This is a genomic window from Spirosoma liriopis, assembly GCF_023196085.1.
In the GTDB taxonomy this organism is placed as follows: Bacteria; Bacteroidota; Bacteroidia; order Cytophagales; family Spirosomataceae; genus Spirosoma; species Spirosoma oryzicola.
The window spans coordinates 572,893-590,390 of sequence record NZ_JALPRF010000002.1 but is presented as its reverse complement, the minus strand read 5'-3'; the positions used below and the strand labels follow the sequence as shown (position 1 = coordinate 590,390).

Below are 17,498 nucleotides of genomic sequence, written 5' to 3'. Positions count from 1 at the left end.
GACCGATAACTTTTTAAGCGCTAACAGGCTTAGTATTATAGACTTATAAACTGGCCTAAAATTTGTGCTTTCAGGAAGTCTAAAACGCCTTAATTATTTCAAAAATCCGTTTGGTAATCTGGGCCTTTTTCGTTAATTTTATCTGTTTAAACAACCATCCTAACATGGCAAAATCAGATACGGCGCAAGCCACAGCATCTGCTAATGACAACAAGTTAAAAGCCCTTCAAACCACCATTGAGAAGTTAGACAAAGCGTTCGGAAAAGGCACCGTGATGCGCCTGAGCGAAACCAAAGTTGTCGACGTTCCGGTTATCTCAACGGGTTCTTTGGGGCTTGATCTGGCATTGGGTATTGGTGGAATGCCACGCGGCCGCGTTGTTGAAATCTACGGTCCTGAATCGTCAGGTAAGACCACGCTTACAATGCACTGCATTGCCGAAGCCCAGAAGAACGGTGGCCTAGCTGCGTTCATCGACGCCGAACACGCGTTCGACCGCGTATACGCCGAGAAACTTGGTATTGATACCAAAAACCTGCTGATCTCGCAACCCGATAATGGCGAACAAGCCCTCGAAATTGCGGAACATCTGATCAGCTCAGGTGCTATTGATATTATCGTTATTGACTCCGTTGCCGCTCTTGTGCCGAAGGCCGAGATTGAAGGCGAAATGGGAGAAAGCAAAATGGGTCTGCAAGCCCGATTGATGTCGCAAGCGCTGCGGAAGTTGACCGGTACGATCAACAAAACCGGTTGCTGCTGCATTTTCATCAACCAGCTGCGTGAGAAGATCGGTGTGATGTTCGGTAACCCCGAGACAACGACCGGTGGTAACGCCCTAAAATTCTACGCGTCGGTTCGGATCGATATTCGTCGTATCGGCCAGATCAAAGAAGGTGCCGACAACGTTGTTGGTAACCGCACGAAAGTGAAAGTCGTGAAGAACAAACTGGCCGCTCCGTTCAAAGTGGTTGAGTTCGACATTATGTACGGCCAGGGCGTTTCGAAAGTCGGCGAAATTCTTGACTTAGCTGTTGAGATGGATATCGTTAAGAAATCAGGTTCCTGGTTCTCATACGGTACCAGCCGTCTGGCTCAAGGACGTGACGCGGTTAAAGAACTGCTGCTCGACAACCCTGAATTGATGGCAGAACTGGAAAATAAAATCCGGACGAAAATTTCTGAAGACGAAAATGCGCTGCTTGACCCTGTTATCGAAGGCACTGATGCTGACGATGAAGGCGAAATTGACGATTAAGCTTCATAAATCTGTACAGAAAGAGGTGGTTGAGTTTTCTCAGCCACCTCTTTTTTTATTTTTGTATGTACGTACCACGGCTAAGCAACTAGCATTCGCTGTGTTCATTCGTCAATTCACCTACCTAACGCGATGAGGCAGTTGCCCCATCAACCGATTTAACACCGAATGTCCAACCATCACAACAAACTCTCGGTTTGTCCCAACTGCGGACAAAACCTTAGTCCCCATGACAATTTTTGTCCGAACTGTGGGCAGGAAAACCACGAAGTCAAGCTGCCCCTGGGCCACATCATCTACGAGTTTGTTGAAAGCATCACGCATTTTGATAACAAGCTGTGGAACTCGCTAAAAGCCATTTTTACCCGCCCCGGTAAGATGACCGCCGAGTTTCTGGAAGGAAAACGGGCGCGGTATGTGCCACCTGCCCGCCTTTACGTTTTCGTGAGCGTTATCTTTTTCTTTCTGATTGGAAAATTCGCCGACCACCAGTTGGAAGAGGGAATAAACAGCTTGAAGAATGTATCAGGCACCGACACAACTGACGCTTCCAGCGTGATAAGAGTTGACATTGAAGATCTGATTAGCAATGATAGTTTACTTCGTAGTCGTGGGCTGCATAGAATGGCCAGAAAGATTGACGTTAATACATCACTGACCAGAGAGGGTCTGGCACGAACGGCCCGCCGTATCAAACGACTCCAGCCAGCCCAACTGGATTCTACGTTGAAGGAGGCTAATTTAACCGTAGTCGACTCAAACCAGACCAAGCTGCGTGAGCTGATCGCCCTTGTTCCTCAGCAACCGACATTGTCACTATCTTTTTCCAATATGATGGGCAAAGAGTTTAAAACAAAGGAGGAACGGGAAAATTACGAAGCGAAACTAGGGCAGATGTCCAGCGTACAGATCGATTCACTCATCCGAGCCGAAGGAAGTACGCCCAATTGGTTTACGAGAAAGCTATACGGGCAACAGGGCAAATTTTCCCATTTGATGAAAGGCGAGAATACCCATGAACTGCTACATGCGATCATGAAAAACTTTTCTGTCGTCATGTTTATCCTGATGCCGTTCGTCGCCATCCTGCTGTTACTCTTTTATTTTCGACGCGGTCGGTTCTATTACGAGCATTTGATTTTCTCCGTACATATTCATACCGTTCTCTTTCTGCTCTTTTCAATCGCACTGGCCACCACATTTTTTGCCAATCCAAAACTCAGCTCATCGGTATTATTGTGGACCTTTTGGATTAGCTGGCTTTATTTCCTCCTCTCGATCAAGCGCGTTTATGGACAGTCGTGGGGTAAGACAATCCTCAAGTTTTTCCTGCTGAGCATGATGTACGGCCTCACAGCTATGTTTTTCCTGTTAGGTGCTCTCGGAGTTGGCTTTCTAACCTTTTAAAGGCTGTATAAATTTTGTCCTGGACGGATCGAAACGAGTGTTTTTGTCATCCCGACGTAGGAGGGATCTCCGCGAACCGGTATATTATACTATCTCCGAAGATCCCTCCTACAAAATGGTACAAGACAAATTCTTAGACAGTCGCTTAGAGTACTAAAAAACCCCAGTTGGACGACTGGGGTTTTTTAGTATTACAGTATAGTAACTGCTTACCGATTTTCGAGGGGAACAAACTCACGTAGCGTTGCTCCTGTATAAATCTGCCGTGGCCGACCGATTGGCTCTTTCTGCTCACGCATTTCTTTCCACTGCGCAATCCAGCCCGGCAACCGACCGATGGCAAACATAACCGTAAACATGTTGGTTGGAATGCCCAACGCCCGGTAGATGATCCCTGAATAGAAATCAACGTTCGGGTAAAGTTTCCGCTGGATGAAGTACTCGTCATTCAGCGCGGCTTCTTCCAGACCTTTGGCGATCTCCAGAACAGGATCGTTTACGCCAAGCTTACCTAGTACATCGTCAGCCGCTTTCTTAATGATCTTAGCGCGTGGGTCAAAGTTTTTGTAGACGCGGTGACCAAAACCAAAGAGACGGAAGCCCGTTGTTTTGGCGTTCTTCGCCATATCCACATACTTGCTTACATCACCGCCATCTGCTTTAATCGCTTCGAGCATTTCGATTACTTCCTGGTTGGCACCACCATGCAGAGGTCCCCACAAGGCGCTTACACCCGCCGAAATCGACGAATAGATGTTGGCCTGCGACGAACCGACCAGCCGAACCGTTGACGTTGAACAGTTCTGTTCGTGATCAGCGTGCAGGATCAGCAGAATGTTCAGCGCTTCGGCTACAACCGGATCAACTTTATACTCCTCTACCGGCAGCGCAAACATCATGTGCAGGAAGTTGGGAATATAATCGAGTTCGTTTTTCGGGTAGTTGGTTGGATGGCCCATTCCCCGCTTGTACGACCAGGTCGCAATCGTTGGCAATTTCGCCAGCAACCGAACGATATGCTTGTCAACGTCGCCTTTCTCGTCCTGCGAATCAGGATAAAAAGCGCTCATCGCACTCACGAGCGAAGACAGAACGGCCATCGGGTGAGCGCTAACGGGAAAACCGTTGAAGATATTCCGCATATCTTCGTTCACCAGGGTATGACGCCGAATAGCGTTCTCAAATTTGGAATACTCCTCTTTCGTTGGCAGCTCACCGTAGATAAGCAGATAAGCCACTTCAAGGAATGACGCTTTGGCGGCCAAATCTTCAATCGAGTACCCCCGATATTGCAGGATACCCTGCTCACCGTCTAGGAATGTAATGGCGCTTTTGGTGGCACCAGTGTTTTTGTAGCCCCGGTCTAGGGTGACGTAGCCGGTTTGGTCACGGAGGTTAGAGATGTCGAAGGCTTTTTCGTGTTCCGTTCCTTCAAAGGTTGGAAATTGGTACGATTTACCATCGACAGTAAGTTCAGCAGTGTTGGCCATACAAAAAATCAGGGTAGAGTATTCAGATATAATGGATTAGCAGCTCGTTGAGTGTCGGGTCACGTCCATGCCGGGCGAAATTAACCCAAAAACCCTAACGGCGAATGAAATTATGTGAAAAAAGCAGCAATACATTTGCATTAAAATGTAACAGAGAGAAATTACAATAAGTTTATACTCATCGTTTGTAGAAAATTCCGCCTTTTATAACTGCCTTAACCTGACGCAGATTAGCAATTGTTTTTATTGGATCGCCGTCTACCGCTACCAGATCAGCCAGTAACCCTGCTTTGATCCGCCCGCGATCGGTCAGGTGAAACACATCAGCATTGACAGACGTAGCCGACCGGAGCACATCGAGTGGCTTCATGCCGTAATCGACCATCATCAGGAGTTCACGGGCGTTATCACCGTGACTGAACACGCCGACGTCGCCACCGGCACAGATGGTTACGCCCGCGTCGAGCGCCTGTTTGAACGTCACCCGCTTCTCGCGAATACGAGCGGGCTCTGGCTCCTGTCCTTTTTTCCAGCCCCGATACTGACTAACCGCATCGCCAGCCGCCAATGTTGGACAAAGCGCCGTACCCTGCTGTTTCATCAACGCAAAGATTTCGGGGGTTCCGGCATCACCATGTTCTACCGTTTCGCAGCCACCTATAATCGCCCGACGCATTCCTTCGGCAGTGCTGGCGTGCGCAACGACACCACGACCGCTGCTCTTTGCCACTTCGACAATAAGCTTGATTTCGTCAACCGTATAGGTCGGACGGGCTTCGGCCATAAGTCCCCAGCGGTAATCAGCGTAAATTTTTATGGCGTCGGCTCCTTTACCGATCTGCCGCCGAACAGCCTGAATCAAGGCATCGTGCCCGTCTGCTTCCTCTGCGCCCTGCGGCACCTCAATATCAGCGCTAAAGCCTTTCGGACCGTAGCTACCCGATGCGATAAGCGCCCGCGTCACGACAACCATACGCGGACCGGGGATGATTCCTTTGTTGATAGCCTGTTTGATGCCTACGTCGTCGTAATCAGCACCTTCGGTTCCCAGATCGCGTACGGTTGTAAAACCAGCCAGCAGCGTTTTTTCGGCGTGAACCGTCGCACGCGCCACCCGCAATGACCGGGCTTCTTTCAGAACCTGATCATCCCAGGGTGTTTCGTTGTAGGGATGCAGCAGCAGATGCGAGTGTCCTTCGATCAGTCCCGGCATTAACGTCGTTCCTTTCAGATCAATCACTTCGGCTCCGCTGGCCGAAACCGCAGCAGCGGCACCTACGGCTTCAATCTTCTCCCCGGTAACCCGAACCACCCACCCCTCATGGCTGGTTTCACCGTCGAAGACACGATCAGGTTTAAGCAGATAGGTTGTTTGGGCAAAAAGCGCCGTGGGTAGCCAGCATAAGAGGATGTAAAGCTTATTCATAGAAAAGTCGGTTGATTCAGGAGAAGCATAAGAAAGGGAACGGTTTAAACCATCCCCTTTCTCGTTCGACGGTATTTATACTTGAGGCCGCTTGTTCGTCACGGCATCCCATACGCCCTTACCAAAAACCAGCACAAGAAGCCCTGGCAACAGGATAGCGCCTGCCCGAAAACCAGCTCCGGTAAGTTTGTAAACACCCGTATTGTACTGGGTAAAACTTTGAAACAGATAATAAGCTGATGCGGCTAAGAGCGCGACCAGAATACCCAAAGCGACGGCCTGACTCAATCGTCTGACGCCCCAGGACACCAGCAGGGTTACGCCAACGACAATCGCTACCGTTCCGAGGGCTTTGGGAAACGTTGCGATGTAGTCATACTCGAAAAAGAACACCCCAGCCTGACCGATCAGATTGGGGTGCGACAACAGCCAGCCGTCTACAACGACCAGCGCAAGCAATAAAATGTAAAAAAAGGGATTACGCATTTTTCTATTTTCTCAGGCTGTTTTTACAATCAGCGAAGATACTAGCTTTTGCGTCTTTTATCCCGCCAATTCCAGCTTCAAAAACTTACCAGTGTAGCTTCCCTGCACATCAGCGACCTTTTCCGGCGTACCTTCGGCGATGATGTTACCGCCTTTGTTACCGCCTTCAGGCCCAAGATCAATCAGGTGGTCCGAGACTTTGATCACGTCCAGATTGTGCTCGATAATCAGGACCGTATTACCCTTGTCGGCCAGTTTGTTTAGCACGTCTAGCAGGTGCGCAATGTCCTGAAAATGCAGACCCGTTGTCGGTTCGTCAAGAATGTAAAGCGTCTTGCCAGTATCTTTCTTAGACAGTTCTTCGGCAAGTTTTACGCGTTGCGCTTCGCCACCCGAGAGCGTTGTCGCGTGTTGACCGAGCGTAATGTAGCCCAACCCTACATCGTTCAGAGTTTGCACTTTGCGCAGAATTTTCGGCTGACTGGCAAAGAAATCGAGCGCCTGCTCAACAGTCATGTCCAGCACATCGGCAATGGATTTTCCCTTGAAGCGCACTTCCAGCGTCTCGCGGTTAAAGCGTTTGCCTTTGCAGGTTTCGCACATGACGTGTACATCGGGCAGAAACTCCATTTCGATCTTCTTCATGCCCGCGCCTTCGCAGTCTTCACAGCGACCACCTTTGACATTGAACGAGAACCGACCAGGTTTGTACCCACGAATCTTGGCTTCGGGTAGTTCAGCGAATAGCGTCCGAATCTCCGAAAACATACCCGTGTACGTGGCCGGATTCGAGCGGGGTGTCCGACCGATTGGCGACTGATCGACTTCGATTACTTTGTCTAGGTGTTCCAGACCGTCAACCGTCTTGAACGGCAGCGGCTCCCGCTTCGACTTGTAAAAATGGCGATTCAACACGGGGAATAGGGTTTCGTGAATCAGCGATGACTTACCGCTGCCCGATACGCCCGTGATCGTAACCATCTTGCCGAGTGGCAATTTCAGCGTTACGTTCTTCAGGTTATGACCGGTTGCATTCTTGATGATCAAGAACTTACCATTTCCTTTGCGCCGTTCGACAGGAACCTCGATGGCCCGACGACCGCTGAGGTAATCCGCCGTTGTACTGCCATTTTTCAAAAACTCTTCGGGGGTTCCGATACCGACCACCTGACCACCATGCCGACCGGCACCAGGGCCGATGTCCAGAATAAAATCGGACTCAAGCATCATGTCCTTATCGTGCTCAACTACCAGAACCGTGTTGCCCAGATCGCGCAGGTTCTTGAGCGAATCGATCAGCTTCACGTTATCACGCTGGTGCAGTCCGATGCTCGGTTCATCCATGATGTACAGGACGCCCACCAGCTGCGTTCCGATTTGTGTAGCCAAGCGAATACGCTGCGCTTCGCCACCCGACAGCGTCCGCAACGCCCGGTCAAGGGTGAGGTAGTCTAGACCGATATCGAGCAGGAAACCAATACGCTTGCGAATTTCTTTGAGGATCTCTTTCGCAATGACATTCTGCCGATCACTCAGGCTGTCTTCTAGCCCATCGAACCAGGTGGTCAGTTCCGAGATGTCCATACGGGCCAGCTCGGAAATGTTTTTCTGGTCGATTTTAAAATTCAGCGATTCTTTTTTCAACCGGGCACCGTGGCATTCAGGGCAGGACTTGACAACCATGAAGTCTTTGAGCCACTCCTGAATTTTATCGGTACTGTTTTCCTGTTGCCGCTTAAGGAAGTTTACAATGCCTTCGAACTTGAAATTATACGCATCTTCACCAGACGGCTTTTTCGACGGAACAGCCGACTCATCTTCGGTGCCATTCATCAGCGCGTGAAGCAATTCCGGTGGGAACTTGGAAACGGGCGTTGTCAGATTGAGTTTGTATTTCTTTAGAATCGCTTCGATTTCCTTGAAAATCCACAACTCCCGATACTCGCCTAACGGCGCAATAGCACCCCGACTGATACTCAATGATTTATCCGGAATAACTGATTCTTCCGTAATTTCTTCGATAACGCCGAGACCATTACAAACGGGACAGGCACCATACGGCGAATTAAACGAAAACGAGTTCGGTGAAGGCTCGTCGTAGCTGATACCCGATTCGGGGTCCATCAGGTTCTGGGAGAAATAGACCAGCTGTCCTTCTCCGTCGAGCATCTGCATCGCTCCTTTCCCTTGCTTCAAGGCCGTCTGCACGGACTGACTCAGCCGAAACCGATCGTCGGGTTTTGGAATGATGCGGTCAATGACAATTTCGATGTCGTGAATTTTGTAGCGGTCCAGCTGCATCTTCGGAACAATGTCCTGAACGACGCCGTCAACGCGAACTTTGGTGTAGCCCGTCTTGGCGATCTGCACAAACAGTTCGCGGTAGTGTCCTTTCCGGCCTTTGATAACGGGAGCCAGTAAGGTTAATTTCTGACCGGCATATTGACCCAGAATCGTGTCGATAATCTGGTCCTGCGATTGGCGCTCCATCTTGCGGCCTGTCACGTAGGAGAACGCTTCGCCAGCGCGGGCGTAGAATAGCCGCAGGAAGTCATAAATCTCCGTCGTGGTTCCAACCGTTGAACGGGGGTTTTTAGACGTGGTCTTTTGCTCGATGGAAATCACCGGACTTAGCCCGTTGATTTTGTCTACGTCGGGTCGCTCCATATCACCGATAAACGAACGGGCGTACGCAGAGAAGCTTTCCATGTAGCGCCGTTGGCCTTCGGCGTAAATGGTATCGAACGCCAGCGACGACTTGCCACTACCGCTGATTCCGGTTACAACAACCAGCTTGTTGCGGGGAATTGTAACGTCGATATTTTTTAGATTATGTTCGCGGGCGCCCAGCACTTCAATCTGGTCAAAACCCGTCAGATCAATATCGGTAAGTTCAGAACGCCGATTTGTTGTTTTTTCTTCAGTCACGTTGGAATCGGGCCGCGTTGCGGTTGGCTTATTCTAAGGAACAACGTAAAACAGCCAAGGGGAGTTTCCATAAGACCAATAGGTTTTATCGAATCAGCCCGTTACGTTCTACTCATTTTTCGGGCTTTGTTCAAACGTCAAAACAAAAAGACCAGCCACCGCCCTTTGGCGATAGCTGGCCTCATCAATAAATCCGTTCGTTCGCTTATTTTCCTTTGCTCGCGCTCCCTTCCTGAGCAAGCGCCAGTTTAACCGCATCGTACAGATTTACGACACCACCCGTTTTCGACAAGCTTGAAAATTCGACCGTGTCGGTTGATTCGGGCCGACGCACTTTAGTCTTGTAAGGTGTCGCCGATTGCATGATAATTCGCTTGATGTCGGCGTAAGTAAGCTTGGGGAAGTACGACTTAAGAACAGCCGCAACGCCTGCTACCACTGGAGACGCCATACTTGTTCCGCTGTTGTTTTCGTATTTGCTGCCCGGTACGGTCGAGTAAATATCTTTACCCGGCGCGAAAACGTCTACCGTTTGCTTCCCGTAGTTCGAAAAGCTGGCAACCAGCTCGCTGTTATTCGTTTCGGCACTAGCGCCAACCGTAATCACGTTCGGAATTTCTTTGCCATCCATAAAGCGAGGAGCCGGATAGTTGGCCGCCGTGTCGATGTCCTTTCCGTCGTTGCCAGCCGCATGGACCATCAGAACCCCTTTCGATAGTGCGTAACGCTCGGCATCTTCAACTGTTTTACGCTGGGGCGAGTAGTCTTTGCCAAAGCTCATATTGATGATTTGCGCGCCGTTATCGACGGCATAGCGGATTGCATTGGCAATGTCTTTGTCGCGCTCATCGCCATCGGGAACGGCCCGAACACCCATGATCTGAACCGCATCAGAAATGCCCATAATACCCAGATTGTTAGTCCGGTCAGCGCCGATGATTCCGGCAACGTGCGTGCCATGATCGGCCCGGGGTCCAGCGATGTCGGCATTGCCGTAATCACGCTGGTTCATATCGTTTGGATTATCACCTACGATAGCCCGGCTGTCGAAATCTGGGTTGTAGTTATATTCTGCCCGCGACTTTAGTTGCTCGTTGGCCTTTTCCAGTTCGCTGGTGACGGCGTCAGCGTCTGATGCTCCCTGCTGCTTCAACAGACGCAGGATACCCGCCACAGGCCGTTTAAGGTTAGCGTCCGTCAGTGTATCAGCGGCTTTTTGCAACGTAGTCGTGTCAAGCTTTGTGACATTCAGCGCTTTTTTCAACACGTCAACGGCGGTGGTGTACTGCTCGTAAAACTGGCTGATACCCTGGTATTGCGCTTTGTACTGCGCCTGATTTTTCTCGACTTCCGCTTTTGTTTTTACGTACAGATCGTACTCTTTCTGCTGATCGGGTTTCAGCGAAGAGCGGGTTTTTCCTTCGTACTTTGGCTTGAGCTGCGCGTAAAGCCGGGTTACTTCCGCCGTTTCATAACTGACGTTACGCCCATCTTTACCGCCGATGAAGTTCCAGCCATGCACATCATCTACGTAGCCGTTATTATCGTCGTCCTTGCCATTACCTGCAACCTCTTTTGGATTGATCCACAATACCCGCTTCAGATCTTCATGCGTTGTGTCGATACCACCGTCGATCACTGCGACAATTACAGGCGTGGGTTTCCGGTCTTTGAGCAACTCGCGGTAGGTACGTTCAACGCTGATGCCAGCTGTGTTATCGGTTTTATCCCGCAGATACCACTGCGTTTCCTGCGCCGTTGCTGCTATGGAAAACAGACAGACAGACGCGCTGATAAGGAGTTTCTTCATGAATTGGTAACAAAAAAATATTCACAAATTACGAAGAAACAAGCAGCAGTAGGACTTAAAAGTTGTTAAATGGCACACTTATTTCTCAGAATAGTCAAAAAGGCCAACGTTTGAAAAGGATTATCAACGGCCCTATTTGCTTTGTCCAGGCTTGTTACCCGAAGCATAAAACTGATTAAAAATTTTGGGGTACTGCGGAAAAACAACTTCGGGCTCTTCCAGATCAGGATGCCACATTTTTTCCCATTCCAGGCTGTAATACCCTTTGTAGCCTCCATCTGCCAAGGCCGTGATAGCGTCAAAAATTGGGGACTCTCCCTGACCTAACGGTACATAATGGTACGCCCCATTCACCAGTTTTGCGTCTTTGATGTGGACGTGCCGGATATAAGGCTTTAAGGTTGCGTACGCCTGGGCGGGCGGCTCTTTAGTGACGGACCACATGTTGAAAACATCCCAGATCAGGCCCACTTTGGGTGATTTGACCGCTTGCATCATGCCCACTAATTCGTTGGGCTGAACGCCGTCACCATGGGTTTCGAGCAGTATACTTACCTGACTACCTTTTGCATAATCAGCCAGTTCGGTCAGCCCTTGCGTAATTCGATCAATGGTGGGTCGGCGCTCTTCGTTCTTGGGTATATCGTTGGGAAACACCCGGACGTAGGGACAGGCCAATTGATCGGCCAGCGTGATAAATCGTTTTGCTTCATCCAGATGGCGTTGGCGGGTTGCCGCGTCAGCATGATGCAGTTGCGTTGACGCACCCAGATTGATGATTTTCACGCCTTTGTCGGCGGCAAGTCGGCGGCTACTGGCAATATGCTCCGCACTGTCGAAAGCAGGGCTTTTGGTTAAGTCCAGCACGCCCGCGACTCCTCGGATTTCAATACCATCGTAGCCATTTTTTGCGGCTGCATCCAAACTCGTTTCCAGCGACCACTTCGGGCAACCCAGTGTTGAAAAAGCTAATAACGGCTTGGGTCTGTACGAACGTGAGGCTGTTGCTGTACCCATAGCGGCAAACATCCCTAAGGTTGTCTGCAAAAAGTGTCGGCGCGTTAACTCATTCATATAGGTAGATACAATCGGTGCGATTTATTAACTTTTTAACGTTCAGGGCTTGCCGTGCGTGCTGTTCTGATAATGCTCTTTCAGCAGATCTTCACCAAAATCGTTGGTTAAGTCACGCACAACCGTGTGAATATGATTGGCATTAGTCTGCGTATTGTCATACTCAATCAAGATCGTCGGGCCATGAATGCGGTAATACCAGCCCTTACCCTCCCCCAATTCGGGCGTCAAATCGCCGGCCCAGGCAAAGCGTAAACTGTCCAGACCTGATTTCTGTAGCTTGGCCATCTGCTGGTTGGCCAGCGTGATCCGGTAGTTGTTTAAGTAGATCTGTAGCAGTTCCAGAAATAACTTACGCTGGTCGGCGTTCATGTCTGACAATGTCAGACCATCCATCTTTTCAATCGATGCCTTCCGCCGATTGCTCGTAATGATGTCGGGGTATGCGACAGTAGCCAGTACTGCTTTCTTACGCTGTTCAGAATCAAGCGTTTTTAGCAGCGCAAACGCGCGTTCGGTTTCCTGTTTCAAAATTTGCCGCCCTTTCTGGGGAAGATTCTGAACGCGCGGGTCAGACATCCGCTTATCGGCCATGTGGGTATCGTATTCCAGAACGCCCGGATTACTACCAAAGAACGTAGGTGTCTGGGCAAGTACGCGTCCTGTCAGAGACAAAAACTGAAGCGATAGGTGATGCCCTTCGACCCGCCAGCTCCACGGATTTTTGGTCGTCGGATCGCCGAACACGGTAAACGCGTAATTTTCTGGATCACGGTATGTATCGTTGGGCGGACGGTTATCGATGACTCGTAACACGTTTTCCGTATCCATTATAGACGATGCTTTATCGTATCCCTGCTGGCTAAGCCCCGTCTTGAGCATCGCCATAGCAGTCCGACGCTGCTCAGGAGTCATTTGCTTTAGGGGTAATCCTTTGCGTTCTCTCGGAACAAAGTGCCAGTTGAACCGCTCGGGATCATCGAAGGCGAAGATTGCTTGCTGCCGTTGGGCTGGGGACAACGTTTGTAGGAAAGCCTGAACCGCTTCCTGCATTTCGTCACGTACCTGCTGAGTTGACGGCTTGCTTTTTGGTGGAGCTACGCTTTGTGCTCGTATTTGTCCGACGATCAGACAGCAAAAGAGAATGCGTACTAACCTCAACATAAGGAGTGCTTTTTTTGTAAAGCACTCCCCGCTTAAATTTTACTGAGTAGTAAGTAGCGCTCTATCGCCGAAAGTTGCCAAGTATTTCGTCCCAATCCCTCTCGATTGAAATCAGTCAAAAGCTTTGATGATTTGTACACTTTTTGCTAACAACCCGGCCCTTTCACTAGTTGTAGAAATAAATCCACTGTCACTCTACGATCATGTCAACCCGGCCACCGAATAACAGTTTTGGTCCCCTCGACCATCTGGCCATGCGCTATCTGCGGCAGGCACTCGACACATCGCATCCGACTGATGAGCCGTACGTACTTAATCCCGTTGAAAGCCGCATAATTCGGCGCACAAAAATTTTGACGCTCAGCCTGGCGGCCCTATTGGGTATTATGGGCGTTTTACTGTTGTACATTCCGCAGTACACGTGGCCGGATTTTTTTCAGAACACCCCGATTCCCATTTTTGGAACGACTTATTACGTACCTATCATCACAGCCTTGTATGGCCTGTTGCTGGTCTACATCGAGATCAACTTGTTGGTCGGATTGAATCTGCTGGGCGTTAAGACAATCATGCAGGTATGCCAGTTTCCTCGTGCTCACGATGCGCAATATGATCGCCATCTGCAAGCGCTTGCTAGTGCCGCACTGGAAAAAACAAACCGGGGCATTTTGCGCTTTGGCATCGATCCTTACCTGAACATGCCGCGTTGGGGACTCACTATCTTCTTTGTACTAAATGTTGTTAAAGCGGCTCTAACTAATCTGGTTCTGAAGTTTTTGTTAAAGCGCTTCTTAGGCCGTTTTGCGTTACGGCAGGTTACCGATCTGGCAGGGATGCCAATCTACGCGGCCTGGAATGCTTATGCATCCTGGCAGGTCCTTCACGAAGCGCAAGTGCGGGTTATGGCTCCACTCACAATCCGCGAATTTGTAAACGAACTTTACGACGAGTGGGGCAACAACGAGCAGTTCCGTCCCCTCATACTAGAAGCGTTGCAATACGTGGCTATTCTGAAACGTCAGTACAACTACGCCCACTTTCTACTCACAGAGACGCTGGTTGATCGGTTCAACTTACGGACAAACGTTACATTGACAGGGCACTTTGTTGAGCAGGCAGCCAACGCTCCCGACGAAGTACGCAGAAGTCTTGAGCGACTAATTGTTTTTGGTGTGCTGGTGGATGGTAAATTGTCTTGGGTTGAAAAACAGCGGCTCCGCCAGTTACGTGCCAAGAACTTTCTTACCTATTCAGCCAGCGACATCCAACGCATCGGCGAAGACTATAATCGCGGCAAAGGTCTTTGGGTTTAACGAGATTGTAGCGTGTTGATCTTTCAGCTAACTTCAACGGCGTCATCTTTCGTAACCCGGACCTCATTGATCCGCTTGTCGTCTGCCGATAACACGTGGAAAGTAAAGCCAGCGTAGGTTGTTTCGTCGCCGGACTTGGGCAACCGACTAAACAGTTCGAGTAACAACCCGCCCAACGATTCACTATCGCCCTGCACAGACTCAAAGGTAGTAGCGTCTACGTTTAATACACGGCACACGTCAGTGATAGGAACCTTGCCTTCGAATACCACTGTCCGCTCGTCTTCACGTCGATAACCAAGGGGCGTTTCATCATCGAACTCATCGTTGATATCACCAAAAATTTCTTCGATGATGTCTTCCAACGTTACCAGACCGCGCGTTCCACCGTATTCGTCCACCACAACGGCCATGTGAACGCGACGTTTCTGAAAGTCCTGTAGCAGATCGTCCACCTTCTTGTTCTCAGGGATAAAGAACGCGGGTCGCACCAGCGTCTGCCATTGAAAGGAATCATCTTCGTGAAGATGTGGAAGCAAGTCTTTTATGTAAAGGATACCTTCAATCTGGTCCAATGACTCTTTGTAAACAGGTACTCGCGAATAGCCCGAGGCATTGATCTGCGTCATCAGCTCAGAGAAAGTAAGGTCATCTTCAATGGCTGAGATATCGAGTCGGGCCCGCATCACCTGCCGAGCCGTCAGATTACTGAAATTGACAATACCTTTAAGTATTTCCTTCTCTTCGGTTGTAGCATTCGTGCCCGTTAATTCGACAGCCTGGCTAAGCTCTTCGACGGACAATTTGTACCCCCGGCGTTCAACTCGTCGGTCAATCTGGTTGCTGAAGTTGACAAGTAGCATCGCTAAGGGCCGAAAGACAGCTAGCCCGATTTGTGCCAGCGGGGCTGTTCGTCGGGCAACGGTTATGTTGTTCTGGCTAGCATATACTTTAGGTACAATCTCGCCAAACAAAACAATTGCCAATGTAACCACCAGAGTTACACCGGAAAGTATCCAGCCCGAGGCATGGTATGCTTCCAGAAACTCCCACGTCAAATACGTGACGATAACAACAATGGCGATATTTAATAGATTATTAAAAATAACCAGCGATGCCAACAGCCGTTTGGGACGGTCAAGTAGATTGGCAATTCGTTGATCACTGGGCTGAACGCTGCTCCGGCATTGAGCACGATCGTCCGGGGAAAGAGAGAAAAAAGCAGCTTCGGAAGCGGATACTAAACCAGCCAGAACCAGAAGCAGCAAAATCAGGGCCGCGTAAGGTGCGTATAAATCAAAATAGGTGCTCCAGCCATCAGCGGCTGAAAGCACCTGTCGAGGAAGAGGATCACTACTGGGGTCCATGTATATCAGATCTCGTTCAACAATAGAGCGTTGAGCAGTTTAGAACGGCAAATCGTCGTCGCCACTGTTGCTCTCAAAAGGCACCGGATCGGGTTGCCTACGACGTTCGGGCGCTGCGGCTGGCTGCGGTGCCGGAGCGGCCTGCGGACGAGGTGCTGGTGCCGGAGCGGCTTGAGCAACAGGCTGCTGACGGGGAGCCGGAGCCGACTGCTGAGCGGGCGCTTCATACGAAGCACCGTCCTGACGATCATTCGGGCCACTTAAAAATTGAAATGTAGTAGCACGAACGCCGAGCGAGAACCGCTCTTTACCTTCCCGATCTGTATAGGTTTCTGTCCGCAGGCGGCCTTCGACATAAATCTGCTGCCCCTTGCGCACGTATTTTTCAATTGTTTTTGCCTGATCATTCCAGACCTCAACCCGGAACCACTCCGTTGACTCAACCTGTTCACCGGTGCGAGTGGTATATCGCTCATTAGTGGCAACGCTGAATTTGGCAACAACGGAACCGCCATCTAGGTAGCGTACTTCCGGATCATTGCCCACATTACCAATAATAATTACTTTGTTAAGGCTTGCCATATGTATCGTTTTATTAGTTACGTGCGAAAATTTCGCTGGGTTTAATGAGATTAAAGATACTGAAATCAACGCACTTATCCAAGGGATTTCTCCAAATAGTTCGTTATTAATACGGGCTTGGGCAACTGCCCCGCTTCACCTGTTGAGTACCATTGTAAGCCCATAGGCAACTGGTCTGCAAGCTTGTCGGGTAAGTCGATTTCATAGAATGTTGCCTTGATCCGCTGGTGCGACAGCAGTTGCGTTGCTTCGGTCGGCATAGTGGCAAAAACGCCTTGCATTACCAATTCGTTCACTAAGTTAGGCAGCGGCAGATCGCGTAACATCGCTTTAGGTTCATCCGTCTCAATCAAACAAAAATCGTACAGATTTTGCCAGATATCCCGGTCAGTACGTTCACGCATGGCTACCTTATCGCCATTTCTAAAAATCAGATACTGAAAATAGCGCTCGCGAACGGGAGCCTTTTTTGCCTTGACGGGTAAGCGATGTTGCTGACCGGTCAGATACGCTACACACTGCTGCTGAACCGGACATAGCAGGCAGTCGGGCGCTACGGGCGTGCACTGGATGGCACCAAACTCCATAATAGCCTGATTGTACGTTGCCGGATCGTTAGCCTGTTGAATCAGACGAGTCGCCAGTGCCGCAAATGTCTTCTTAGCTCCCGTTGTCGTGATGTCCTCGTTGATACCAAACACGCGGGCGAGCACCCGATACACATTGCCGTCTACAACGGGTACCCGCTCACCAAAAGCAAACGAAGCAACGGCGGCAGCGGTATACACGCCTATGCCCTTCATTTTCAACAGATCATGATAGGTGTCCGGAAACTTTCCATTAAGTTCGTCCGTTACGTAACGGGCTGTCTGGTGCAGATTTCGAGCACGGGAGTAATACCCAAGCCCTTGCCAGAGTCGAAGCAATTCGCGCTCATCAGCACGGGCCATGTCCTGTACTGTTGGATAGGTCTTCAGGAACCGTTCATAGTAAGGTTTTCCCTGCGCTACACGGGTTTGCTGGAGAATTACTTCCGACAGCCAGATGGAATATGGATCGCGCGTGTGACGCCAGGGCAAGTCGCGTTTGTGGTACTCATACCAGTGTTCAAGACTAGGTACAAATACCGTTTCATTGACGTTAAGGTCTGATTGCCAATTCAAAATAAAAAAGGAAAAAGCGTCGTTAACGA

13 protein-coding genes are annotated in these 17,498 nt (G+C 49.8%); 3 read left to right on the top strand and 10 right to left on the bottom strand.

Translation table 11 applies throughout. The features are described from left to right. The first annotated feature begins 164 nt into the window (after window positions 1-164). Window positions 165-1,259, top strand: a complete 1,095-nt coding sequence (gene recA, locus M0L20_RS11530) for a recombinase RecA (RefSeq protein WP_232561118.1) — start codon at window positions 165-167, stop codon at window positions 1,257-1,259. A gap of 168 nt (window positions 1,260-1,427) precedes the next feature. Beyond that, window positions 1,428-2,666 (top strand): DUF3667 domain-containing protein, encoded by a 1,239-nt coding sequence (locus M0L20_RS11525; RefSeq protein WP_248477093.1) that lies wholly within the window; start codon window positions 1,428-1,430, stop codon window positions 2,664-2,666. A 209-nt stretch (window positions 2,667-2,875) separates the two neighbouring features. Here M0L20_RS11525 and M0L20_RS11520 read toward each other — a convergent pair whose 3' ends face one another. The 7 genes from M0L20_RS11520 to M0L20_RS11490 all read right to left on the bottom strand — a co-directional run bounded on the left by M0L20_RS11520 (window position 2,876) and on the right by M0L20_RS11490 (window position 13,044). Further along, window positions 2,876-4,156, bottom strand: coding sequence for a citrate synthase (locus M0L20_RS11520; RefSeq protein WP_232561116.1), 1,281 nt, complete (start codon window positions 4,154-4,156; stop codon window positions 2,876-2,878). 178 nt (window positions 4,157-4,334) lie between these two features. Beyond that, window positions 4,335-5,582 (bottom strand): metal-dependent hydrolase family protein, encoded by a 1,248-nt coding sequence (locus tag M0L20_RS11515; RefSeq protein WP_248477091.1) that lies wholly within the window; start codon window positions 5,580-5,582, stop codon window positions 4,335-4,337. A gap of 75 nt (window positions 5,583-5,657) precedes the next feature. Further along, window positions 5,658-6,068 (bottom strand): hypothetical protein, encoded by a 411-nt coding sequence (locus M0L20_RS11510; RefSeq protein ID WP_248477089.1) that lies wholly within the window; start codon window positions 6,066-6,068, stop codon window positions 5,658-5,660. A 57-nt stretch (window positions 6,069-6,125) separates the two neighbouring features. After that, a complete protein-coding gene (gene uvrA, locus M0L20_RS11505) occupies window positions 6,126-8,996 on the bottom strand; it encodes an excinuclease ABC subunit UvrA (RefSeq protein ID WP_248477087.1) in 2,871 nt (956 codons plus the stop codon). A gap of 205 nt (window positions 8,997-9,201) precedes the next feature. Then, window positions 9,202-10,806, bottom strand: coding sequence for a S8 family peptidase (locus M0L20_RS11500; protein WP_232561112.1), 1,605 nt, complete (start codon window positions 10,804-10,806; stop codon window positions 9,202-9,204). A gap of 132 nt (window positions 10,807-10,938) precedes the next feature. After that, window positions 10,939-11,880, bottom strand: coding sequence for a sugar phosphate isomerase/epimerase family protein (locus M0L20_RS11495; RefSeq protein WP_248477085.1), 942 nt, complete (start codon window positions 11,878-11,880; stop codon window positions 10,939-10,941). A 42-nt stretch (window positions 11,881-11,922) separates the two neighbouring features. Next, a complete protein-coding gene (locus M0L20_RS11490; RefSeq protein WP_248477083.1) occupies window positions 11,923-13,044 on the bottom strand; it encodes a DUF3500 domain-containing protein in 1,122 nt (373 codons plus the stop codon). Window positions 13,045-13,247: 203 nt separating this feature from the next. Between M0L20_RS11490 and M0L20_RS11485 the strand changes: the two genes are divergently transcribed. After that, a complete protein-coding gene (locus M0L20_RS11485; RefSeq protein WP_248477081.1) occupies window positions 13,248-14,357 on the top strand; it encodes an LBF_2804 family protein in 1,110 nt (369 codons plus the stop codon). A 23-nt stretch (window positions 14,358-14,380) separates the two neighbouring features. Here M0L20_RS11485 and gldE read toward each other — a convergent pair whose 3' ends face one another. From gldE to mutY, 3 genes are all read right to left on the bottom strand, one after another. After that, on the bottom strand, window positions 14,381-15,724 hold the full coding sequence (gldE, locus tag M0L20_RS11480; RefSeq protein WP_232561108.1) for a gliding motility-associated protein GldE: 1,344 nt from the start codon (window positions 15,722-15,724) through the stop codon (window positions 14,381-14,383). Between the two features lie 39 nt (window positions 15,725-15,763). Beyond that, window positions 15,764-16,306: a single-stranded DNA-binding protein gene (locus M0L20_RS11475; protein ID WP_248477080.1), complete on the bottom strand. Its 543-nt coding sequence runs from the start codon at window positions 16,304-16,306 to the stop codon at window positions 15,764-15,766. Window positions 16,307-16,380: 74 nt separating this feature from the next. After that, a complete protein-coding gene (mutY, locus tag M0L20_RS11470; protein WP_248477079.1) occupies window positions 16,381-17,469 on the bottom strand; it encodes an A/G-specific adenine glycosylase in 1,089 nt (362 codons plus the stop codon). Window positions 17,470-17,498: the final 29 nt, after the last annotated feature.